This window comes from Mycobacterium sp. pR1184 (genome assembly GCF_041287235.1).
GTDB lineage: Bacteria > Actinomycetota > Actinomycetes > Mycobacteriales > Mycobacteriaceae > Mycobacterium.
This window is the reverse complement of record NZ_JBGGKR010000004.1, coordinates 321,555-342,847: the sequence shown is the minus strand read 5'-3', so window position 1 is coordinate 342,847 and position 21,293 is coordinate 321,555. Positions and strand designations below refer to the sequence as shown.

Annotated in this window: 24 protein-coding genes; 15 read left to right on the top strand and 9 right to left on the bottom strand. The window is 65.3% G+C overall.

All coding sequences use genetic code 11. The annotated features are described in order from the left end of the window. Positions 1-133: 133 nt before the first annotated feature. Positions 134-691: a TetR/AcrR family transcriptional regulator gene (locus ACAG21_RS09910; RefSeq protein WP_370495826.1), complete on the top strand. Its 558-nt coding sequence runs from the start codon at positions 134-136 to the stop codon at positions 689-691. 18 nt (positions 692-709) lie between these two features. Here ACAG21_RS09910 and ACAG21_RS09905 read toward each other — a convergent pair whose 3' ends face one another. Then, the gene (locus tag ACAG21_RS09905) at positions 710-1,321 is read right to left on the bottom strand and encodes a TetR/AcrR family transcriptional regulator (RefSeq protein ID WP_370495825.1); all 612 of its coding nucleotides are present in this window, start codon (positions 1,319-1,321) and stop codon (positions 710-712) included. A gap of 50 nt (positions 1,322-1,371) precedes the next feature. On the opposite strand from ACAG21_RS09905, the gene ACAG21_RS09900 reads away from it, so the two are divergent. Then, positions 1,372-1,638 carry a hypothetical protein gene (locus ACAG21_RS09900; protein ID WP_370495824.1) on the top strand — a complete coding sequence of 89 codons (267 nt, stop codon included), beginning with the start codon at positions 1,372-1,374 and terminating at the stop codon, positions 1,636-1,638. Between the two features lies 1 nt (position 1,639). On the opposite strand, the gene ACAG21_RS09895 is transcribed toward ACAG21_RS09900, so the two are convergent. Then, a complete protein-coding gene (locus ACAG21_RS09895; protein WP_370495823.1) occupies positions 1,640-2,128 on the bottom strand; it encodes a glutathione peroxidase in 489 nt (162 codons plus the stop codon). Positions 2,129-2,256: 128 nt separating this feature from the next. Here ACAG21_RS09895 and ACAG21_RS09890 point away from each other — a divergent pair, with 128 nt between their 5' ends. From ACAG21_RS09890 to ACAG21_RS09860, 7 genes are all read left to right on the top strand, one after another. Further along, positions 2,257-2,517: a hypothetical protein gene (locus ACAG21_RS09890; protein WP_370495822.1), complete on the top strand. Its 261-nt coding sequence runs from the start codon at positions 2,257-2,259 to the stop codon at positions 2,515-2,517. Between the two features lie 75 nt (positions 2,518-2,592). Further along, positions 2,593-3,636, top strand: coding sequence for an alpha/beta fold hydrolase (locus ACAG21_RS09885; RefSeq protein WP_370495821.1), 1,044 nt, complete (start codon positions 2,593-2,595; stop codon positions 3,634-3,636). An 81-nt stretch (positions 3,637-3,717) separates the two neighbouring features. Further along, entirely contained in the window at positions 3,718-4,374 is a 657-nt protein-coding gene (locus ACAG21_RS09880; RefSeq protein ID WP_370495820.1) for a class I SAM-dependent methyltransferase, read from the top strand. Positions 4,375-4,591: 217 nt separating this feature from the next. Beyond that, positions 4,592-5,974: an OFA family MFS transporter gene (locus ACAG21_RS09875; protein ID WP_370495818.1), complete on the top strand. Its 1,383-nt coding sequence runs from the start codon at positions 4,592-4,594 to the stop codon at positions 5,972-5,974. Further along, a complete protein-coding gene (locus ACAG21_RS09870; RefSeq protein ID WP_370495816.1) occupies positions 5,971-6,111 on the top strand; it encodes a hypothetical protein in 141 nt (46 codons plus the stop codon). Before ACAG21_RS09875 ends, ACAG21_RS09870 begins: the two co-directional genes overlap by 4 nt. A 49-nt stretch (positions 6,112-6,160) precedes the next feature. Continuing rightward, entirely contained in the window at positions 6,161-6,589 is a 429-nt protein-coding gene (locus ACAG21_RS09865) for a pyridoxamine 5'-phosphate oxidase family protein (RefSeq protein WP_370495918.1), read from the top strand. Between the two features lie 136 nt (positions 6,590-6,725). Then, positions 6,726-6,953 carry a deoxyribodipyrimidine photolyase gene (locus tag ACAG21_RS09860; protein WP_342929250.1) on the top strand — a complete coding sequence of 76 codons (228 nt, stop codon included), beginning with the start codon at positions 6,726-6,728 and terminating at the stop codon, positions 6,951-6,953. A gap of 36 nt (positions 6,954-6,989) precedes the next feature. Here the strand turns inward: ACAG21_RS09860 and ACAG21_RS09855 are convergent, their stop codons facing one another. Together ACAG21_RS09855 and ACAG21_RS09850 are read right to left on the bottom strand one after the other, a co-directional pair. Next, positions 6,990-7,667 carry a PAS and ANTAR domain-containing protein gene (locus tag ACAG21_RS09855; RefSeq protein WP_370495815.1) on the bottom strand — a complete coding sequence of 226 codons (678 nt, stop codon included), beginning with the start codon at positions 7,665-7,667 and terminating at the stop codon, positions 6,990-6,992. Between the two features lie 240 nt (positions 7,668-7,907). Next, positions 7,908-8,345 (bottom strand): Hsp20/alpha crystallin family protein, encoded by a 438-nt coding sequence (locus ACAG21_RS09850; RefSeq protein WP_370495917.1) that lies wholly within the window; start codon positions 8,343-8,345, stop codon positions 7,908-7,910. A 142-nt stretch (positions 8,346-8,487) separates the two neighbouring features. On the opposite strand from ACAG21_RS09850, the gene ACAG21_RS09845 reads away from it, so the two are divergent. Continuing rightward, positions 8,488-8,844, top strand: a complete 357-nt coding sequence (locus ACAG21_RS09845; protein WP_370495814.1) for a helix-turn-helix transcriptional regulator — start codon at positions 8,488-8,490, stop codon at positions 8,842-8,844. A 4-nt stretch (positions 8,845-8,848) separates the two neighbouring features. On the opposite strand, the gene ACAG21_RS09840 is transcribed toward ACAG21_RS09845, so the two are convergent. Together ACAG21_RS09840 and ACAG21_RS09835 are read right to left on the bottom strand one after the other, a co-directional pair. Next, complete coding sequence (locus tag ACAG21_RS09840; protein WP_370495813.1) at positions 8,849-10,309, bottom strand: aminotransferase class I/II-fold pyridoxal phosphate-dependent enzyme; 1,461 nt, start codon at positions 10,307-10,309, stop codon at positions 8,849-8,851. 184 nt (positions 10,310-10,493) lie between these two features. Further along, the gene (locus tag ACAG21_RS09835; protein ID WP_370495916.1) at positions 10,494-10,802 is read right to left on the bottom strand and encodes a hypothetical protein; all 309 of its coding nucleotides are present in this window, start codon (positions 10,800-10,802) and stop codon (positions 10,494-10,496) included. A gap of 290 nt (positions 10,803-11,092) precedes the next feature. On the opposite strand from ACAG21_RS09835, the gene ACAG21_RS09830 reads away from it, so the two are divergent. Then, a complete protein-coding gene (locus ACAG21_RS09830) occupies positions 11,093-11,803 on the top strand; it encodes a GAF and ANTAR domain-containing protein (protein ID WP_370495812.1) in 711 nt (236 codons plus the stop codon). Here the strand turns inward: ACAG21_RS09830 and ACAG21_RS09825 are convergent. After that, on the bottom strand, positions 11,800-12,957 hold the full coding sequence (locus ACAG21_RS09825) for an NAD(P)/FAD-dependent oxidoreductase (RefSeq protein ID WP_370495811.1): 1,158 nt from the start codon (positions 12,955-12,957) through the stop codon (positions 11,800-11,802). The two genes, ACAG21_RS09830 and ACAG21_RS09825, sit on opposite strands and share 4 nt — an antisense overlap. Positions 12,958-13,034: 77 nt before the next feature. Between ACAG21_RS09825 and ACAG21_RS09820 the strand changes: the two genes are divergently transcribed. The 4 genes from ACAG21_RS09820 (at position 13,035) to ACAG21_RS09805 (ending at position 19,206) form a co-directional block, all read left to right on the top strand. After that, the gene (locus ACAG21_RS09820) at positions 13,035-14,216 is read left to right on the top strand and encodes a zinc-dependent alcohol dehydrogenase (RefSeq protein ID WP_370495810.1); all 1,182 of its coding nucleotides are present in this window, start codon (positions 13,035-13,037) and stop codon (positions 14,214-14,216) included. A gap of 90 nt (positions 14,217-14,306) precedes the next feature. Beyond that, the gene (glgX, locus tag ACAG21_RS09815; protein WP_370495809.1) at positions 14,307-16,460 is read left to right on the top strand and encodes a glycogen debranching protein GlgX; all 2,154 of its coding nucleotides are present in this window, start codon (positions 14,307-14,309) and stop codon (positions 16,458-16,460) included. A gap of 134 nt (positions 16,461-16,594) precedes the next feature. Next, on the top strand, positions 16,595-18,346 hold the full coding sequence (locus ACAG21_RS09810; RefSeq protein ID WP_370495808.1) for a diguanylate cyclase domain-containing protein: 1,752 nt from the start codon (positions 16,595-16,597) through the stop codon (positions 18,344-18,346). Between the two features lie 92 nt (positions 18,347-18,438). Next, a complete protein-coding gene (locus ACAG21_RS09805) occupies positions 18,439-19,206 on the top strand; it encodes an SDR family oxidoreductase (protein WP_370495915.1) in 768 nt (255 codons plus the stop codon). 1 nt (position 19,207) lies between these two features. On the opposite strand, the gene ACAG21_RS09800 is transcribed toward ACAG21_RS09805, so the two are convergent. Both ACAG21_RS09800 and ACAG21_RS09795 read right to left on the bottom strand, forming a co-directional pair. Continuing rightward, positions 19,208-20,176 (bottom strand): aldo/keto reductase, encoded by a 969-nt coding sequence (locus tag ACAG21_RS09800; protein ID WP_370495807.1) that lies wholly within the window; start codon positions 20,174-20,176, stop codon positions 19,208-19,210. A gap of 38 nt (positions 20,177-20,214) precedes the next feature. After that, a complete protein-coding gene (locus ACAG21_RS09795) occupies positions 20,215-21,291 on the bottom strand; it encodes a sensor domain-containing protein (RefSeq protein WP_370495914.1) in 1,077 nt (358 codons plus the stop codon). Positions 21,292-21,293 lie beyond the last annotated feature (2 nt).

Below are 21,293 nucleotides of genomic sequence, written 5' to 3'. Positions count from 1 at the left end.
TCTCGGCGGGCTCACCGGCAGGTGTTGCGCCAGTTCCCGCTGACCTGCGCAGTTCCGTGAGAGAATTAGCCGACATTCTCTCACGGTGAGAGAATGAATTCTTCTGATTTCGGCACAGCGGAGGGGGCGCCGCATGGCACGCGCGGACTGGTTGGTGGGTCAAGACCGAGGGGCCGAAGCCGCCGCACGCATACATGCCGCCGCGGCCGATCTGATCTCCCGGCACGGATGGGAGGGCTTCACCATCGAGGCGTTGGCAGCCGAAGTGCACTGTTCTCCAGCCACCATCTACCGCCACGCCGGCGGTAAGTCCGCCATCCGCGATGCCGTCGTCGGTCTCCACGCCGCCCGCGTCGTCAAAACGGTGCGCGATGCCATCAAAGGAACCACCGGGTCCCAGCGAGTGGTAACGGCGACGGCAAAAGCGTTGCACAGCATACGAACTGATCCCCTGGCTCAATTGGCGCGATCGACGCACCCGCCCACGGAAAGCGAATGGCTACCGACCAGCGAGATGGTCGCGCAATTCGCCGCGGAGATGCTCGGACAAGAGGAGTCCGATCCGCTTGCGCAGCAGTGGCTGATCCGGGTCTTTCTCGCGTTGTGGATGTGGCCGATGAAGGATCCGCACGCCGAGTTCGAGATGCTGCGACGATTCCTCGGCCCGCCTTACGACGCGAAGAGCTCGTGATGTCAGCAGCGCGACCGCTTAGCGACGGTGGCTGGCGAGCTCCGAGTCCAGCACGGGGGCGACCCAGCGGCGAAGATAACTGCGCAGCGCCTTGCCCTTGCGCGGCGGCTGGCCCGGGTTCAGCATGAACGACTGCAGCATCCGCAGCATGTATTCGACCAGGTCGTCGATCGCGTTGTCGTCGAACCCTATTGCTGCCCAGTCGATTTCGAACTTCTCCAGCACGGCATGCCCGAACTGCTTGGCCTGATCCGACATCATTGAAGCCGACGTCTTGCCGGGGTCGTGTGCCAGCATCAGTTGAAACGGCTTGTCATCCGGGAGCCATTCCAGGGTGTAGGCCAGACTCTCGACGAGCGCGTCGACCGGATCGGTGGTGCCCGCCAGATGGTCCGTCAACTTCTGTAGGAACCGGATCCCCGATCGTTCGGCCACAGCCAGCTCGAGCGTGTTCGACCCGGGGTAGTAGTTGTAGACGGTCTGGCGGGAGACGCCGAGCTTGCGCGCCACGTCCGCGACGCGCATGCTCGTCCCGCGTTCGTCAATCGCCTGGGCGGCCGCGTCGAGTATGCGTTCGACCGCCTCCTCGTCACTGGCCGGCGTCGACCCGCTCCATCCGTGGGTGCGCATGCTTTGGAATGTAGTCGCCGCCGCGCCGGGGCGGCGATCACCTGTGGTCAGTGCGCCTGTACTGTGAGGCCGCGCGCGCCGGAAACTCGGCACTGAGTACGTGGACCGGACGTGTCGACATTCCGACCGGTTACGCGGTGTACCCGGGAGAGCTCCTGCAAACGCCGCGTGCCTGGGCCGAAAAGCGCTACAACCTAGTGCATTACACCGTGGCCGATCGCGGCGGACATTTCGCGGCGCTGGAGAACCCGCAGTGGTTCGCCGCGGATGTCATCGCGTTCGGTGAGCGGCTGCATGACCTCGGCGTGGCCCCGTGAATTATCGGGGCAGCACGGCCTCGATGGCGGTGATGACCTCGGGGGCGTCGGGCTCGGTGCGGGGCCGGAACCGGTTGGCCACCGCACCGTCGGGGGAGAGCAGGAACTTCTCGAAGTTCCACTGGATGTCTCCAGCCTGGCCGTCGGCATCGGCGGCCTTGGTCAGCTCGGTGTACAGCGGGTGGCGGTCGTCGCCGTTGACGTCGGTCTTCGCCAGCAGCGGGAACGTCACCCCGTAGGTCGTCGAGCAGAACTCCTGAATCTCATCGGCCGTGCCCGGCTCCTGGCCCATGAACTGATTGCACGGGACGCCGACGACCGTCAGGCCGCGGTCGCCGTAATCCTTGGCCAGCTTCTCCAGCGCCGTGTACTGCGGCGTCAGCCCGCATTTGGAGGCCACGTTCACGACCAGCGTTGCGCCGTCGGACAATTCGGCCAGCGTGGTCGGTCGGCCGTCAAGGGTGGTCAGGGCGATGTCTTTGAGAGTCACGTCGATGACGCTAACGCACCGAAGGGATTCAGGGCTACGCCTGTTCGCCAGCATCAGAAGTGGGTAACCGACGCGGTAACGCGCGGGGCGTTTCGACAACAGGGTGCTAGCTGGGAAGGCGGGTTCGAATGGCCGATCAAGAGGGAAGCCGGTGGGACGTCAGTATCAAGAGCAACGCGGTTTGCCTTGAGCGCATCTCCGACAAGGAAGACCAAGTCTTCGAAGATTCGTTGTCGGCGCAGGAGGCCAAGCAGCTGGCCGCGCTCCTGACGAAATTCGCCGACAAGCTCGACGAGTCCGAGGACTCGGACGACTCCGACGACGCCAAGGACTCGAAGGACTCCGAGGACTCCGAGGACTCCGAAGAGTCTGACAAGTCGCAGGACTAGACGTCGGCGAGTCTGAGGGCTCTAGCCCGTCGATAACGGTGTTTTAGCTGGCCGCAACGTCGTACGCTCATTGCGATGCTGGCGAAGTCCGAGATCCGGTTCCTGCGCGTCGGCGACCGCCGCGTGGCGTTCGACGTACGCGGGGACGGACCGCCGCTCGTGGCTCCGGCATGGTGGGTAAGCCATCTCGAACTCGACTGGGAGGGCGCCGGCTTCCGGCACTTCTGGGAGGCCGTCGCCGACGGGTACACCCTGATCCGCTACGACCGGCTCGGCGTCGGCATGTCGGACCGAGCGGTCGCAGATTCGGACCTGACCCTGGAAAGGGAAGTGGCCGTGCTGCGCGCGCTTCTCGACGAGCTGGGCTACGAACGCGTATCGCTACTGGGCGGATCGTGCGGAAGCTGCACTGCAATCGCTTATGCCGCAACGTATCCCGAACAGGTCGAGCGGCTGGTGTTGTACGGTTCCTATGCCGACGGCTCGGCTATTACCGCACCGGAAGTGGGCGACGCGATCGTCGCGGCGGTTCGCGCGCATTGGGGACTCGGCTCCCGTCTGCTCAGCAACATGTTCCTCGGCGCTGCCGAATCGGCGGAGCACGAACGCTTTGCGCGGTTGCAGCGCGAGGCCGCCACCGCCGAGGCCGCTGCTTCGTTGTTGCGCCTCGTCTATCGCCTCGACGTGCGGGCGCACCTGCCGAAGGTCAGCGCTGAAACGCTGGTGGTGCATCGACGCGACGATCGGGCCGTGCCGCACCGGCTCGGTCGCGAGGTCGCGGCCGCGATTCCGGGCGCCGTCTTGACCTCGCTGTCCGGCAGCGCGCACTTCCCCTGGCACGGTGACGTGGACTCCGTCGCGCGCGCATGCCGCGAGGCGCTAGGCCCGTCGATACCCCCGCCACAGCACCGACGCGAGCCGGAGCCGGACCTGCTCTCCGCCCGTGAACGCGAGGTCCTCGGCTGTCTCGCACACGGTCTGAACGATCGCGAGATCGCCGAGCAACTCGTGTTGAGCCCGCACACCGTGCACCGCCACGTCGCGAATATCCGCCGCAAGCTCGGGCGCACCTCACGCGCGGCCGCCGTTGCCGAGGCGGCTCGTCTGGGACTTCTCTGAGCTAGCCGAAACGGGCCATCGCGCACAGATGGCCGTCTTGGGCGATGCGCGCACCCCGTGGCGGCTTCTACGTTATGCGCCATGACACAGACCGCTACCGAACTGGAAGTGCGCCCGCCGTCCGCGGCCTGGCTGCGAATCATGGCGTTGGTGTACGACCCGTTCGTGTGGCTCGGCGAGCTGGCGGGGATGCGCCGCCGGCGGCGCACGCTGGTGAGTGCCGCGCGTGGTCGCGTCGTCGAGATCGGTGCGGGAACGGGACTGAACGTCGCGCACTATCCCGACGACATCGAGGATCTCGTGCTCATGGAGCCCGAGCCGGCCATGCGCGCAAAGCTCGCGCGCCGCTTGCATCGGCATGCCCGTCCGGCGCGGATCGTCAACGCACCAGCTGAGTGCCTACCGCTGACCGACGAGTCGGTGGATACCGTTGTCTCGACCCTTGTCCTGTGCACCGTCGCGAATCCTGAACTTGCCTTGCGCGAGATCGCCCGCGTGTTGCGCCCGGGTGGGCAGTTGCTGTTCGTCGAACATGTGCGGGCGAATTCACGGTTGCTTGCGGCGTGGCAGGACTACCTGTTCCGCCCATGGCGTGCCTTCGCCGGCGGGTGCTGTTGCAATCGCCCGACGGGGGAGCTGATGCGTGCGTGTGGATTTGCTGTCACGGCAGAAAGTTCCGTCTGGCGCGGAATGCCGCGGATTGTCCATCCGCTCTTGATGGGGCGGGCAACTCGCTAGCCTTCGTTGACTACCCCCGTTTTCATCACAGTTCCACGACGTCCAACTGTGACCTCGGTCGCTAGCATCGGGTGGACTTGCCGAAATTGATCGGTAGGACCTCCGCGACGCTTCATCAAGATGCTGCCGGATGTTTCTGTCTTGCTTAGCAATCGGCAACCGACAGGAAATCGCCGGACGTTGCGATGCGCGTGGTCCCCGCTGTGAAAAGAGGACGATGGAGTCTGCTGGAGTGCTGTCGCGCGATCGGATCGTGGCCAGCCCAGGATGGAGTAGGTGGCTCGTCCCGCCCGCCGCGCTCTCGATACATCTAGCGATCGGCAGCGTTTACTCCTGGAGCGTGTTCAAGCTTCCACTGCACGACACGCTGAGGGCGTCTGGCCTTTTGAGTGCCATGCCATTCACGCTGGGCATCGTCATGCTAGGCGTGTCGGCAGCCGTCTTCGGCACGGCGGTGGAACGGCGCGGCCCCCGCTGGGCGATGTTCGTGGCGACCGTCTGCTTTTGCGGCGGTTTACTCGTTTCGGCGGTGGCGGCCGACATCGGCCAGATGTGGCTGATCATCCTCGGCTACGGAGTCATCGGCGGGATCGGGCTCGGGATCGGTTACATCGCACCGGTTTCCACGTTGATGAAGTGGTTTCCCGACCGGCCGGGCATGGCGACCGGATTCGCCATCATGGGGTTTGGCGGCGGTGCGCTGATCGCCTCGCCATGGTCGTCGCAATTGATGAAGTGGTTCGGGACCGACCGCCACGGGCTGGCGGCGACGTTCTTGGTCATGGGCCTGGTTTATGCGGTCTTCATGGCGGTCGGAGTCCTGCTGGTCCGCGTGCCGCCGCACCAATGGGAACCGCCGATCGTCAGGGTGGCCGCGTCGAAGATCCCGCATGCCGCGGGGCCCGACCGCACCGCCAATGAGGCGATCAAGACGCCACAGTTCTGGCTACTGTGGATTGTGTTGTGCTTCAACGTCACTGCCGGCATCGGCATCCTGGAACGGGCAGCACCGATTTACCGGGACTACTTTCCGCATGCGGCCTCACCCGCGGCGTTGACCGCGGCCGCGGCGGGTTTCGTCGCGATGTTGTCGCTGGCCAACTCGGCCGGGCGCATACTCTGGTCCACGGCTTCGGATACGGTGGGCCGCAAGAACATGTATCGGCTCTATCTCGGAGTCGGGGCGATCCTCTACGCAGTCTTGATCGTCGCGCAAAATGCGAGCAAGCCGCTGTTCCTGGTGATCTGCATCCTGCTGCTGTCCTTCTACGGCGCGGGGTTCGCGACGGCGCCGGCCTATCTCCGCGACCTGTTCGGTTATCTCGAAGTCGGGGCGATCCACGGCCGGCTGCTGACCGCGTGGTCGACCGCGGGCGTGCTCGGACCGGTGATTGTCAACGCGATTGCCGACAATCGCATCGCCGCCCATGTGGTGGGCCCCGAGCGATACCGATGGTCGTTCACGATCATGGTGATCCTGTTGCTGATCGGCGTGGTGTGCAACGAGCTGATTCGTACGCCGCGCCCCCCGAGTTTCATCGTGTCGGCGGTCGATACGCGACAGCCGGAGAGCGCGATTTCCGGAGAGGCCACACAATGACCACCAGCCGATCGGTCGCCGCGACGTCACCGCGCGGCAAGCTGCTGGGTCTTGCCAGCTGGTTGTGGGTCGGAGTGCCATTCGCCTACGGCGTCTACGAGCTGGTGGCGAAGATCCCGGCTTTGTTCGCGAACTGACCCGACGTCGCGGGGAATAGCCTCGCTCGGGTTGCGCGTTCACCCGGCCATGGGCTCATTCAGCGAAAGCGAACGTCAGGAATTTCTCGAAGCCAAGCATGTTGGCGTGTTGTCCGTCGCCGCCGACGACGGCCGCCCACCGTCCAGCGTTCCCATTTGGTACGACTACACCCCGGGCGGAAACATCCGGATCAACACCGGAGCGTCGTCTCGTAAGGCCAAGCTCATCGAGCGGGCCGGAGTGGTGACACTTGTCGTCCAACGCGAGGAATTGCCCTATCAATACGTGGTTGTCGAGGGCACCGTGGTTGACACCACCAAGCCGGCCCCCTTGCCCGCCCGCGAGGAGATCGCGATCCGCTACCTCGGCGAGGAGGGCGGGCGCGCGTTCGTCAGCAGCATGGAGAACGAGGAAAGCGTGTTGTTCACCGTACGCCCGGATCGCTGGATCACCGCTGATTTCTCCGATGCGTTCTAAGCGCATGCCGTCCGTGGCAAACGGTTAAACGATCGCCGTTTCTGCGATCACCAGGATAGTCCGGCGCGTAATTGCTGTTTAGGCGATCCTTGTGAGGGTATTCCCAAATGACTTCTCACGAGGAAAGGACCTCGACATGTTGCACTCGGTAATTCTGGCTAGTTCGGATCCGCTTGCGGCAGGGCTCATTCTGCGCGGGATCAAGGGGATATTCGTCGCGATCGGCAGCGTGATCGCCGCAATAGTTTGCGGCCTTATCGCCGCCATGAAGGGCCGTAATCCGCTGGGATGGGGACTTCTCGGGCTTTTCTTCTCGATCCTTACCCTGATCGTTATCATCGTCATTCCGAGCAAGAAGTCATAGCGCGGCCAGCAAATCGCTGGGTGTCCTTTGCGGCCCCTATCGAATTGCCGGGTCGACGCGCTGGTGCGCGGTCAGCAGTAAGTGGTCGAAGTCAGACTGCGAGCTGACGTCGGGACCGAGGGTGCGGAAGTCTTCGCAGATCTGTTCGGCGAGCAGCCGCAGCTTGATGTTGGCCTCCTGGGAAAGCCACTTGAGCAAGTCGAAGGCCGGACCCTCGGCGATGCCGTAGACCAGCATCAACATTCCTTTGGCCTGCTCGATGCCGGCGCGTTGTTCGGCGATCTCGGCCAGCTTCGCGGTGACGAGGTCCTCACGTTCCTGGTCCGGCGGTGCAGAGACGTCGACGTAGAACCCGTGGGTTCCGATGACATCGCCCTGGGCATCGCGCAGCTGGTCACCGACGACCACGACCTGGTGGACCTGTCCGCTGGTGTCGATGATCCGGTGGCGGGTGCTGAACGCCTGGTGGGTGTTGAGGATCTGATCGATGGTGGCCGCGACCTGGCCGCGATCGCCCGGGTGTTTGTGGGACAGCACCAACTCGGTGGTCGGGGTCACGCTGCCGGGTTCATACCCGTGCAACCGCTGTACCTGTTCGGACCACTCCCAGCGCTGGTCGGAGAAGTAGAACCGAAACCAGCCTGCTCGATGCGGCGCACCGCCGGCCAGGGCTTGTTCGACGTCGGCCGATTGGCCGTTGAGGTCCCAATTCATGGCGGACTTCGTCTCCTCGGGTTCAGATCACCGACACGACCGACCGCCGCCACGCGCGTGCACGGCCCACTCCCGGAGGGGGCAGGGAAGATGCAAGAATTCGCGAGGCCACGGCGTCGATATGTATGGCGCTGGTTGTTCAACGCCGAGGGCGAGTCAAATCATGACATAGGGGTCGGCGCCGGTGGCGGGTGCGGCGCCGGTCGCGGAAGTCGGCCGCCGCCCCGCCACACCAGCCGATTAGGCGTTGATGACCTCCCGTTGGTCGATGGCCTGGCGTCCCTCGCCGCGGCCGATGCTGATCTTGCGTGGCTTGGCTCTCTCGGCCACCGGGATGCGCAAGCGCAGCACGCCCTCGGTATAGGACGCCTCGATCTTGTCGGTGTCGAGGTTGTCGCCGAGCACCAGCTGTCTGCTGAACACGCCGCGTGGCCGCTCGGTGGCGAGCATCTCCCGGTTGGGATCGAGGGCCGGACGTTCGGCCCGCACGGTCACCACGTTCCGCTCGATGTCGATGTCCAGCGAATCGGCGTCGATTCCCGGCAAGTCGAACTCGACGACGAATTCCTCGCCCTCGCGCCAAGCGTCCATTGGCATCACCGCGGGGCGGGCGGCCGTGCCCAGCACTTGCTGGGCGAAACGGTCCAGGTCCCGGAAGGGGTCGGTACGCATCAGCATTGCAGCCATCTCACACTCCAATCTGTTGCCATGGTGTTGGACTTATCTGTGCCATTTGGCATAGGTTTTGTATATCACTGTCGAAAGTTCAGTGCAAGTGTGATAAACAGGTTTTCTGTGCGAGTAAACGAGGAGGTGCCCGATGACCGAGGTCCCGGACGAGACCAGCACACCGTCGCCCGACCATGGCGTATATGGCATCTCGGTCGCGGCTGAACTGTCCGGCGTTGCCGTGCAGTCGCTACGCCTCTACGAGCGCCACGGCCTTCTGATGCCTTCTCGCAGCGATGGCGGGACTCGGCGCTACAGCGCCGACGACTTGGCACGGCTGCGGCGCATCAGCGCGCTGGTCGACGCCGGAGTCAACCTGGCCGGCATCGCGCGCATCCTCAGCCTCGAAGACGACAACGCGGAACTCTCCGCGGCGAATACAGATCTGCGCTTGAGCAACCGCACCTTGCGCTCGGCGGCGAAAGCCGCGAAATCCAAAGGGAAGTGATGACCTAGGCGACCACGCGGAATCGTTGCGCGGTGGGGTCAGTGGGGTCGGGCAACGTCATGCCCGCCTCCACGCCCGAACGCAGGTATTCGATCACGGCCTCGTCGAGACGCTCCCCAGGTACGACCGCGGGGATGCCGGGCGGATACGGGGTGATCTGCTCGGCCGCGATGCGGCCGGCGGCCTCGGCGGCAGGCACCATCTCGGTCGGCCCGAAGAAGGCGTCGCGAGGCAGGCATGCGGTCTCGAGCTGCAATTCCGCCGGCGCTGGCAGATTTATCGGTGGCGGCCGCTCGAAACCCGTTGCCGCTTGCCGCCATTCGTCCATCGCGGCAATGAGCCGGTCCGCGGTCCGCTTGTCGTCGGCGAACGACATGGTGGCCAGGACGCGACGGTGATCGCTCATGCCCAGGTCGATTTGACGGTTTTCGCGGAGCCAGTCCGCGGCCTGGTATCCCGATGTGCCGGTCGCGGCGATGTCCATCAACACCTGTGTGGTGTCGAGATCGCAGGACGCTTCGGCGCCGAGTAGCTCGTCGCCGAGCACATGTAAGTCCGGGATCTGCGCCAGGCGGTCCCGCAGATAGCCGGCGAGTTCGAGTTCGGCTGAAAGCAGGTCGTGTCCCCGCTCGACCATCTGACGTCGCCAACCGTCCAGGGCCGCATACACCATCACGTTGGGGCTGGTCGTCATCAGCAGGTCGGCGCACGCCGACAATAGGGCCGGATCGACCAGGTCGCCTTGCAGGTGAAAGACGGAACCCTGCTCAAACCCGGCTCCCATCTTGTGGACGCTGACCACGCAGACGTCCGCGCCGGCGTCCATCGCCCACGTCGGCAGTTCCTCGTGGAACGGAAGGTGCGCGCCCCACGCTTCGTCGACGATCAGGGGCTTGTGCCGTTGATGGCAGATGGCGGCGATGGCGGCGATGTCAGCACAGGTGCCATACGGGCTGGGGCTGACGATCAGGGCCCCGGCGGCGTCGGGGTGTTTCTCCCATGCCGACTGCACCTGCTCCGGTGAGGGCGGATGAGAGAAGTGCAACTCGCTATCCCAGCGCGGGGTGATCCATCTGGGCCGCACGCCCGAGAAGATCAGTCCCGCGACGATGGACTTGTGGCTGTCGCGCGGGACCAGCAGCCCGCCATCCACCCCGCCGGCGATCGCCATCATCGCGGCCTTCACCGACAGCGAGCTGCCGCAGGTGGAGAAGAATGCGGTGTCAGCGCCGACGGCGTCGGCCATCAGCTCTTCCGCGCGTGCCAGAAACTTCCCGCTGGCTTTTCGGTCGTCGAGCCCGCCGGTGGCGAGGATGTCGTCGCGGAACGGCTCCTTGCCCAGTACGGCCAGCACGCGTTCGTCGGTCCCGGCTCCCTGGCGGTGTCCCGGCGGGGTGAAGCCGTACCGGTCTTTGCGGTGATAGTCGGCCAAGGCATCCAGCAAGGGGGCTTGCGACTGATCCATGTTTAACCGGGTACCCGACGCTGCTGGCTCCAATCCCGGGTACTGCGGGGGTACTCGTTGCTCGCCGGCGGCGAGAACGTGGCGTGATTGTCGGGCCGGCAGGCCCGGGTAGCCTGGGTGAAACGGATTCCGGCCGAGGGTGCAGCAGGCAGCGGAAAGCTAGGCAGTGCAACAGGATTAGCGGTCATCTCTCGACGTTGAAGAATGAGTCGCCATCCTCCGGCGTGCCGTCGATCTGGCCGCGTTCGCGACCGTGAGCCTCCGGGTCGATGCGGTCTAGCTCGTCGTCGCTGACCAACTCGACCTCGTCGGATTCGGGCGCGTCCCGGGATGGCTGGCCGTCCCCCGAATCGTCCGGAGTTTCCGCCGCGAGCTTCTCGTCGAGTGACCCGTGATCGTCGGCATCGATCCACCGGTTCGGTGGGTCTACGACTTCGTCACCGTCATCGTTGCGCACCTCGTCGGAATCGAGGCTTTCGGACTGGTCCAGCATGTCGTCGTTGTTGCTATCCACGTTGGCCGATTGCCCGACGGCACAGGGGATTAAACGCCGGTGCCGTTGGATCCGGGTCACCAGGACCTTTCGCTAACAGGCCCCACTTTCGTTATCTGGCTTCATGACCGATGATTCCGATTCGCCAGCGTAGAAGGTTTGGAGCCGCGGCCCGCGGGTGATACAGAACCAGGCGCTATGCTTGCGCCAAACACCACGGTCACGCTCAACAGTTTGATCGCCCCCCCCGCGCGATGCAGGGGAGGCCCGGCTCCCTTGAGGGGGGTGGCATGCCGGACGACACCACCACGATCGTCACGGAATTGGCAGAGCTGGTTGCCAGCCTCGAGCGCCAGAGCACCGCTACCGAGAACGGGCTCCAAGAGCTCATCGAACGCGGCACGGCGCATCTCGCCGGTTGCCAATACGCGGGAATTACCCTTGTCGACGCGGGCAAAGCGATTACCAATGTGGTTGCCACCCATCACTATGCGGCCGATCTCGACGCCGCGCAGCAGCGCTACCGGGAAGGGCCGTGTGTCGCGGCCGCTTGGGAGCACCACATCATGCACGTCGCGGACCTCGGCGCCGACGAACGCTGGCCGCGTTATCAACAATTCGCTCTGCAGAACACTCCGATCCGCTCCGTATTGTCCTACGAGCTGTTCGTCGACGGCGGCACGACCGCGGCGCTGAACTTCTATGCCGAGCAACCACATGCATTTCCCGACGACTCGATCGAGCTCGGCGGCGTCTTCGCCACCCACGTCGCGCTGGCCTGGTCGATGATGCGGCGCAAAGACCAGTTTCGCAGCGCTCTGGCATCGCGGGACCTGATCGGCCAGGCCAAAGGCGTAATCATGGAGCGGTTCAACATCGATGCCATCGAGGCATTCGACCTCCTGACCCGGCTATCGCAGCAATCCAACCGGAAGCTGATCGATCTGGCCGAGTCGCTGATCGAAAGCGAACATCCACTCAAGTGCCGCCATCGGCATTAGCGCTCGATGGGGAAGGGTACGGGACGGCGCTCGGCGATGAGCCGTTCGCCGAGGTCGTAGTCGTCGTCGGCATTATGGGTCAGCACCCCGACCACCGCATCGCCTGACTCGTACCACACGGTGAACCCGTCGCGGTGCTCGCGCAACCGGCTTCGTTCATAGCCGTCACCCCAGGCATGATACTTCAGGGTCGCATCGCCCACTGTAGTCCAAAACCCTGGTACACCAACCCATTTGGTAGCCCATCCTGCTGCGCAGGCTCCCGCGATCGCGCCTTGGTCGCTCGCGTCTTGCCAGTGTTCGACGGCCAGGTGACGTCCCGCGACCTCGTGGTGCGCCAAAGCGACGTCCCCCGCGGCATAGACATCGGGTGCCGTGGTGCCCATGTCGGAGCCGACGACGATCCGGGAGTCACGAATCTGCAGTCCCGCCTCGGCGGCGATACGGTTCTGCGGCGCGACGCCGGTCGCCGCGAGCACGAGATCGCAGTCGATTGTGACGCCATCGTCCAGCCGGACACCTGCATCGGTGATTTCTTCGACAGCGACCCCGCCGACATGGCGGGCCCCGGCATCTGTCACCAGATCGCGCAGGCGTTCGGCGGCCTGGCCGCCCAACCGCTTCTCCTGCGGAAGTGGTTCTGGGGCAACCAGAGTCACTGAGACACCGCGCAATGCCAGGGAAGCTGCCGCTTCGCAGCCGATGAAGCCGGAGCCGATCACCACGGCGGAGTCGGCGGTGTCCGCGGCGTGGCGCAGCGCGGTCGCGTCGGCCAGTGAGCGCAACAGCAGGGCGCGCTGGCCGCCGGGCAGCGACGGGGCCTGCGGCGCCGCGCCGCATGCCAAGACCAAGATCTCGTACGTGTGCCGCTGGTCGCCGACGTAGAGCGTGCGCGCAGCAAGGTCCAGGCGGTCGACTCGGGCGCCCGTGGTGAGTTCGATCTTGCGCTCGGCGAACCATTGCGCATCGTGCAGTGCCACGTCCTCGGTCTGACCGCGCAGGTACTCCTTGCTCAGCGGTGGGCGCGCGTAGGGCAGGTCGACGTCTGCGGTGAGGATGTGCACCGGTAGGTCCGCGTTGTGTTTGCGAAACGATCCCGCCGCCGATACCCCTGCCGGCCCGCTGCCCACGATGATCAATCCGGCGTCGGCCACTACGGCGTGATACCCGCCCAGCGGCGGCTAAACCGGTGTGTTGTTTTGACGACCCCGACGCGGGTAGCCCGCCGGGTATGAAAGCCGTGACCTGGCAGGGCAAGCGCGACGTGCGCGTCGAGTCGGTGCCCGACCCGAAAATCGAACAGTCCACTGACGCCATCATCGAGGTGACGTCGACCAACATCTGCGGGTCGGATCTGCACCTGTACGAAATTCTCGGGGCGTTCATGAACCCGGGTGACATCCTCGGCCACGAGCCGATGGGAATCGTCCGCGAGATTGGTCCGGAGACCGGCGACCTCCGGGTAGGTGATCGGGTGGTGATCCCGTTCCAGATCTCCTGCGGCAGCTGCCACATGTGCCACCACGAACTCTTCACCCAGTGTGAAACCACCCAGGTGCGCGAACAGGGCATGGGCGCAGCGCTTTTCGGCTACTCCGAGCTCTACGGCTCAGTGCCGGGTGGGCAGGCCGAGCTGCTGCGCGTTCCGCAGGCGCAATTCACCCACATCAAAGTGCCTGTCGGACCGCCGGATTCGCGGTTCGTGTATCTCTCGGATGTGTTACCGACCGCATGGCAAGCGGTGGACTACGCCAACATCCCGGACGGTGGCACGGTGGCGGTGCTCGGGTTGGGGCCGATCGGTGACATGGCCGCCCGCATCGCCGATCATCTCGGGTACCGCGTCATCGCGGTGGACCTGGTGGCCGAACGCCTCGCCCGCGCCGCAAAGCGCGGCATTCACACCATCGACATCGGGCACCTCGACGCTTCGTTGGGTGATGCGGTCCGCGACCTGACCGACGGGCGTGGGGCCGATTCGGTGATCGACGCAGTGGGCATGGAGGCGCACGGCTCACCGACGGCTAAGTTCGCCCAACAGGCGACCACGGTGCTACCGGATGCGATCGCCAAGCGGTTGTTGCAGACCGCCGGTGTGGACCGGCTCAATGCGCTGTATTCGGCCATCGACATCGTTCGCCGCGGTGGGACGATCTCGCTGATCGGCGTCTACGGCGGAATGGCCGACCCGCTCCCGATGCTCACGCTCTTCGACAAACAGGTGACTCTGCGCATGGGGCAGGCCAACGTGAAGAGATGGGTCGACGACATCATGCCGCTGCTGACCGACGACGACCCGCTCGGCGTCGACGACTTCGCCACTCACGTCTTGCCGCTCGACCAGGCCGCGCACGGCTACGAGATCTTTCAGAAAAAGCGAGACGGAGCCGTAAAGGTCATGCTCAAGCCGTGAGGCGTACTGCCCGAGTCGCGAAATAGCAAGTCCACTATGGCGTTTCGCACAATTGTTTGATCGCCGTATGTCTCGGGTATCAAGTGCGCCATGACTACAGCCGATGCGCCTGCTCCGACCCCTACCGGTGAATTGTGGCCGGGCAAGGCGTACCCGCTGGGCGCCACGTACGACGGTGCCGGTACCAATTTCGCGCTGTTCAGTGAAGTGGCTGAGCGCGTGGAGTTGTGCTTGTTCGACGCCGACGGCGCCGAGACGCGAGTAACCCTGCCCGAGGTCGACTACTACGTCTGGCACGGCTACATCCCGGCCATCGAGCCGGGCCAGCGCTACGGCTACCGCGTCTATGGCCCCTATGAGCCCGCCGAGGGGTTGCGCTGCAACCCCAACAAGCTGCTGCTGGACCCGTACGCGAAGGCCATCGACGGGACGTTCGACTGGAACCAGTCGCTGTTCAGCTATAACTTCGGCGATCCGGACAGCCGCAATGACGACGACTCCGCGGCGAGCATGCCCAAGTCCGTGGTGATCAACCCGTACTTCGACTGGGGCAACGACCGTCCGCCGTCTCACGAATACGCCGACACCGTCATCTACGAGGCACACGTCAAGGGCCTGACGCAGACCCATCCGGACATCCCCGAGCAGATCCGCGGAACGTACGGCGCCATCGCGCACCCGGTGATCATCGACCATCTCAAGAGCCTGGGGGTCACCGCTATCGAGCTGATGCCGGTGCACCACTTCGCCAACGACTCCACACTGGTCGAACGCGGACTGTCGAATTACTGGGGCTACAACACGATTGGTTTCTTTGCACCCGATTTCAAATACACCAGCTCGGTGTCGCCGGGTGGTCAGGTGCAGGAGTTCAAGGCGATGGTGCGCGCCCTGCATGAGGCCGGTATCGAGGTGATCCTCGACGTCGTCTACAACCACACCGCCGAGGGCAACCACCTGGGGCCGACGTTGTCGATGCGCGGTATCGACAACCAGGCGTACTACCGGCTGGTCGACGACGACAAGCAGTACTACATGGACTACACGGGCACGGGGAACAGTCTCAACGTCGGGCATCCGCACTCGCTGCAACTGATCATGGACTCGCTGCGTTACTGGGTGACCGAGATGCACGTCGACGGCTTCCGGTTCGACCTGGCGTCGACCTTGGCCCGCGAGTTCTACGACGTGGACAAACTTGCGACGTTTTTCGAACTCGTGCAACAGGATCCGACCGTCAGCCAGGTCAAACTGATCGCCGAACCATGGGACGTCGGACCCGGTGGCTACCAGGTGGGTGGCTTCCCGCCGCAGTGGACGGAATGGAACGGAAAATACCGCGACACCGTCCGCGACTTCTGGCGCGGCGAGCCCGCCACGCTCGACGAGTTCGCCTACCGGCTGTCCGGATCGGCGGACCTTTACGAGCACACCGGGCGCCGGCCGGTGGCGTCGATCAACTTCGTCATCGCCCACGACGGGTTCACCCTGCGCGATCTGGTCTCCTACAACGAGAAGCACAACGAGGCCAACGGCGAAGACAACAACGACGGCGAGAGCCACAACCGTTCGTGGAACTGCGGCGCCGAAGGCCAGACCGACGACGCCGCCGTCAACGAACTGCGCGCCCGTCAGCAGCGCAACTTCCTCACCACGCTGCTGCTGTCGCAGGGCGTCCCGATGCTCTGCCATGGCGACGAACTGGGACGCACGCAGAACGGCAACAACAACGGCTACTGCCAGGACAGCGAGCTCACCTGGGTCGACTGGGACAATGCCGACACCGGTCTGCTGGAGTTCACTCGCACCGTTTCGGCGCTGCGAGCGCAACATCCGGTGTTTCGCCGGCGGCGATTCTTCTCCGGCAAGCCGGTCGGCCGCCGCGGCCAGGACGGGCTGCCCGACATTGCCTGGTTCGCCCCCGACGGCGACGAGATGACCGACGAGGACTGGGGTGCGAGCTTCGCGAAATCCGTCGCGGTATTTCTCAATGGACACGGCATTCCCGACCGCGATGCGCGCGGGCAGCGGGTGGTCGACGATTCGTTCCTGCTGTGTTTCAACGCCCACTACGAGCCGCTCGAGTTCACCCTCCCGCCAAAGGAATTCGGCGCATCTTGGCAGGTGGTGGTGTTCACCGGACCGGAGGAGACCACACCCGCCGACGAGGTTCCCGGGGGCGGCACGCTGACCGTGGACGCCCACAGCTCGGTAGTGCTGCAGGTGTTGCCCGACGGCGGCTGAACGTACCCGCGACCCCGCGAAAGGGCGCGTCATCGGGGACTTTCGGCCGATGATATGTGACCTTAAGCCCCAGACACGCGCATGGCTTTCCCGTGCACAATGGCGATTGCGGCGCCGCATGGGAAGGGGCACTCGTGCAGAGATCGGATCCCGACGCATGCCTGAACGACGTGACTTGGTGCCGCCGGGTCGCGTTATCGGTGGTGTTCGTCATCGCGGCGCTGTCATGGACCGGATGGGCGGCCGGTGTCGACCGGTTGACCCGCATCCATCCGAACTGGCCGCAGATGATGCCGTGGACCGGGTTGTGGCTGGTGGCGCTGGGGGTGGCGATCTGGGCGCAGTCGGGTGATCCATCGTGGGGCCGGGTGTTTGCCGGGCGAGCCTTGGCCCTGCTGGTGGGAGTGTTAGCCCTCATCACGCTGGTGGAGTACGGGACTCATGGGTTGGCCGGCCTGGACGAGCTGTGGTTCGGCGACGCGGTGCGCGCGTCAGGATGGACCTGGCCGGGCCGGCCGAGCCCACAGACCGCGACGTCGTCCCTGCTCCTGGCGACCGCCGCCGGGCTGATGCGGGTAGGTGGCACACCGCCGGTGGTCTGGCCCGCGTTGCTCGCCGCCGGTGGGGTGATCCCGTTCGTCACCGTCGGGGCTTACCTGTTCGACGCCCTGGCGCTGGTAGGCACCTCGCCCACGACCGGCCAGGCGCTGATGACCGCCCTCGCTTTGCTGCTGCTCGACGCCGCGATCGTGCTGGCGCGCCCCGACCGGTTCCCGGTCGCCTGGCTGCTCGCCCGGCCCGACAAGGCGTCACTGCTGCGGCTGGCGGCGATCCTCGCCGGCTTTCCGGTCGTGGTCGCGGTGGCGCGGCCGCTCTTTCGGTGGCTCAGGTTCGGTGAGCAGACGGTATGGACCTTCTCGATTCTGCTGGGCACCGCGATCGTCGGGGCCATCACCTTCTACTTCATCCAGCGCGAGCAGAAACTGCTGATAGAGAAGGAGTTGGCGAGTAAGGAACGCGCCGAGGCCGAGATGCGCTATCGCATCCTCGCCGACAATGCGGTGGACATCGTCGTACACCTGCGCGGCAGCGAGGTTGCGTGGGTCTCACCGTCCGTCGAGGCCGCGTTGGGCCTGCCGCCGCAAGCCTGGACCGGCCCAGGTCTGGACCGCTATATCCATCCACACGACATCGAGGCCGTCCGTGCCGCGCTCAGCAGGGTCGCGGCCGGCGAATCCGTCCTGCAACGGTTCCGCCTGCACGCCACCGACGGCGTTTTCCACTGGGTCGAGGGCCACGGAAAACCGTACGTCGACGCGGAGGGCAACACCGACGGTCTGATCGCCGCGATGCGCATCATCGACGAGCAGGTCGAGGCCGAGCAGAGGCTGGAACGCCTGGCCCGATTCGACCCGCTAACCGGTCTGGCGAACCGGGCCGAAGCCATGGGCCGACTCGCCGCCGCACTGGAGGAATCACAACACGCCGGAATCAGCGTGGGGGTCCTCTACTGCGACGTCGACCATTTCAAAGAAATCAACGACACCTGGGGGCATGGCGTCGGCGACGTCGTGCTCGCCACTCTGGCAACACGAATCCAGAAGAGCGTTCGCCGGGGCGACACCGTCGGCCGGACAGGAGGTGACGAGATCCTCGTCCTGCTGCCCGGTGTTCGCAACATCGACGAGCTCACCCGGATCGCCGAGAAAATTCGTTCTCGCGCAGCCGAACCCATCCACGCGTCCGGCAAGGCGTTCTCCGCGACCCTCAGTATCGGCGCCACAATTGCTTTTCCCGGCGAGTCCGTCGATGCGGTCACCTCCCGCGCAGACGCGGCCATGTACAAGGCCAAGCTGGGCGCCAGAAACACGGTTCAGCAGAGTTAAGCAGCGAGCTATCGCCGCGCAGCCGATGGCATCCGGTGGGTTTTTCGCGACAGCGTCTTGCGTTACAGGAGAGGGCAAATATGTCACGGACAGTGGTGGTTGGCGCGTCGAGCGGTCTGGGGCGCTGTATCGGAATCGGGCTTGCCCAACGGGGCGATCAGGTCGCGTTGCTGGCCCGTAGGCGTGAGCGCCTCGAGACCGCCGCGAAGGAGGCCGGGTCGGGGGCGATCGCCGTCGAGTGCGACATCACCGACCAGGCCTCGTGCCGGTCGGCCATCGGTGAGGTCGCCGACGCTTTCGGCGGCATTGACAACATCGTGTACACCCCGGCTATCAGCCCACTGGTCCGCATGGTCGACACCGACGCGCAGACGTGGCGCCGGATTTTCGACACCAACGTGGTCGGTGCGTCGCTGGTGACCGCGGCGGCGATGACCCACCTGACCGAGTCGGCGGGCAAGGTGGTGTATCTGTCCTCCGACGCAGGCCCGTATGGTCCGCCGTGGCCTGGGCTCGGCGCCTACGGCGTCAGCAAGGCGGCGCTGGAACGACTCGTCGAGGCGTGGCGATCCGAACACCCCGACGTCGGCTTCACCAACCTGATCGTGGGGGAGTGCGCCGGCGGCGAGGGTGAGGCGGCGACCGGGATGAACGCCGGCTGGGATATGGACCTGACCATGCAGGCCTACCCGCTCTGGGTCTCGCGCGGTTGCATGCCGGGCAAGTTGATGCCGGTCGAGGACCTGATCGAGGTGGTCCACACCATCCTTCGCACCAATTCGTCGACGTCGATGCCGCTGGTCGTCGCCCGTGGCGCGCCGTCGAGCCCCGCCGCTTTCGCCGAGGCCAACCAGTCTTAGCTCAACGACCGAGCTTCTCCCGCACCAGGTCGGTGACGAAGCGAACCGGCGACACCGGCCGGAATGCCAGGGCCGCCTCGGTCAGCGCGTCGCGAGACGCCACGGGCAGCTCGATGTCGCCCGCGGCCACGTTGAACTCGAGCTGCTCGACGCTGGATGCGCCCGGAATGGCCACCACGCCCGGGTAGCTGATCAGCCAGGCCAGCGCGACCTGAGCCGGCTTGGCGTCGACCTCCTTCGCGACGTCGCGCAACAACTGCAGCAATGGCTCGAGGCGCCGCAGATTTTCGGTACCGAACAGTGAGTTGATCGCACGGACGCCGCCGGGACGGTTGTCGACGCTGTACTTGCCGCCCAGCAGCCCCTGTTCGAGTGGGCTGTAGGCGATCACGACGCGGTTCTCTCGTTCGGCGAACGGCACCAGCTTCTTGAGTGCTTTCGGGAAAGCGAGCGAGAAGTGGACTTGATTGCTGATGACCGGACGGCCCAGCGCGGCATCGGCCTTTTGCCAGCGCTCCAGCGAGTAGTTCGAGACGCCGGCCGCGCCGATGTCACCGCTGTCGATGAGGTCGCGCATGCCGGGCATGATCACCGAGTCGGGGACGACGGGGTTGGACTGGTGAATCTGGTAAAGCGGGATGCGGTCCAGTTGCAGGCGCCGCGCACTGGCACGCTCGCGCTGCTTGATCACCGCCGGGAACGGTGCGACCGGCATGATCTTGCTGGCCACCGCGACCTCCGCCCGTTTGTCGCCGAGCGCCTCGCCGAGAATCCGCTCGCTCTTGCCCAGCCCGTAGACCTCGGCGGTATCGAACAGCGTCACCCCCATCGCCAGCGAGCGCTGCACGATGTCGCGGGCGGCGCCGGTGGCGTACTCGTCGCCGTAACCCCACTCGCGCGAGCCGAATTGCCAGGTGCCCAGCCCGATCCGGCTGACCCGCCCCACTCCGTCGACGTCGAGATATTTCATGTGCTCACCGTACTGGGCCGGGCGAGCACATGTGCCGGTCAGTCGGGGATCTTGTTGAGGATGTAGTTGACGATGCTCACGGCCGTTTGGCGAGGGGCGCTGGCATCGGTGGTGCCGAGGCTGACGACATACAGGTCGACCACAACGTTGGCTTTGGCCGCCGCCGCCCGAACGAATCGCACCTTCAGACCCTTGGGGGCCAGATCCATCGTGGTGATGCCGTTGCCGGCATCGGCGGGCGGGCTCAGCGACAACGTGTAGGTCGGCCCGCCGCGGGCGGTCAGCGTCACCGGTGCCCCGCCGCAGTCGCGCCAGCCGTCGATCAGCTTCGTGCCCTGTGTTTGCGCGGTCGGCGAATCGCGAAACGCCATGACCGCCTGGATCACCTGGATCGACTTCAACAGTGTTTGCGTATCGGCGAACGCCTCCGCGCGGTACCGCTGCATGGTCTTGAGGTCGTAGGCCTCCGGGGCGCCGGGCATCACGGCGCCCCAGCACTGCGGACGATCGATCGTCGCGTCGGTATCGCTTTTACTTGGCCGATCCCAGGTTTGGCCGGCCTCCAGGTTCTGGTCGTTGGTAAGGCTTTTCAGGGCATCCAGCTTCGGCAGCAACCTGATGACGTCATCCGGTGCCACCTTGGGTGCCGGCGGTGGCTCGGAGGTGGTGCCCGGGGTGGCCGTGATAGCCGGTGCCGCGGTCTGTTGGGGGTGCGAGACCGACAGCGCGGACAACCCAGCCCACCCGATCAGCGCGACGACGGTCAGCGTGATGAACGCATACGACAGGGACAAGCCAACGAGCGCACGTTCACGTCCGAGCTCACCGGTGCGGCGGATCTGCGCGAGACCGAGATGCCCGAGAAGCGCTCCGACGGGGGCGAACACGAACGCGAACACCAGCGATAACGTCGCGAAGGTGTTGACAGGCCGCGGTGGCGGGGGCGCCGGTGAGAAGACCGGCGGTCCGACCGGCGGCGGGCCGTACGGGACGCGGCCCAGCGGATCGTAGGTCAGGGATTCCGGGCTAAAGGGATTGTGTCCGAACGGATCCTGCGGGTTCGTCGCGGCCTCCTTGGTCTGGGATCCTGCCCAGACTGTAGTACCGGGACCCAGCT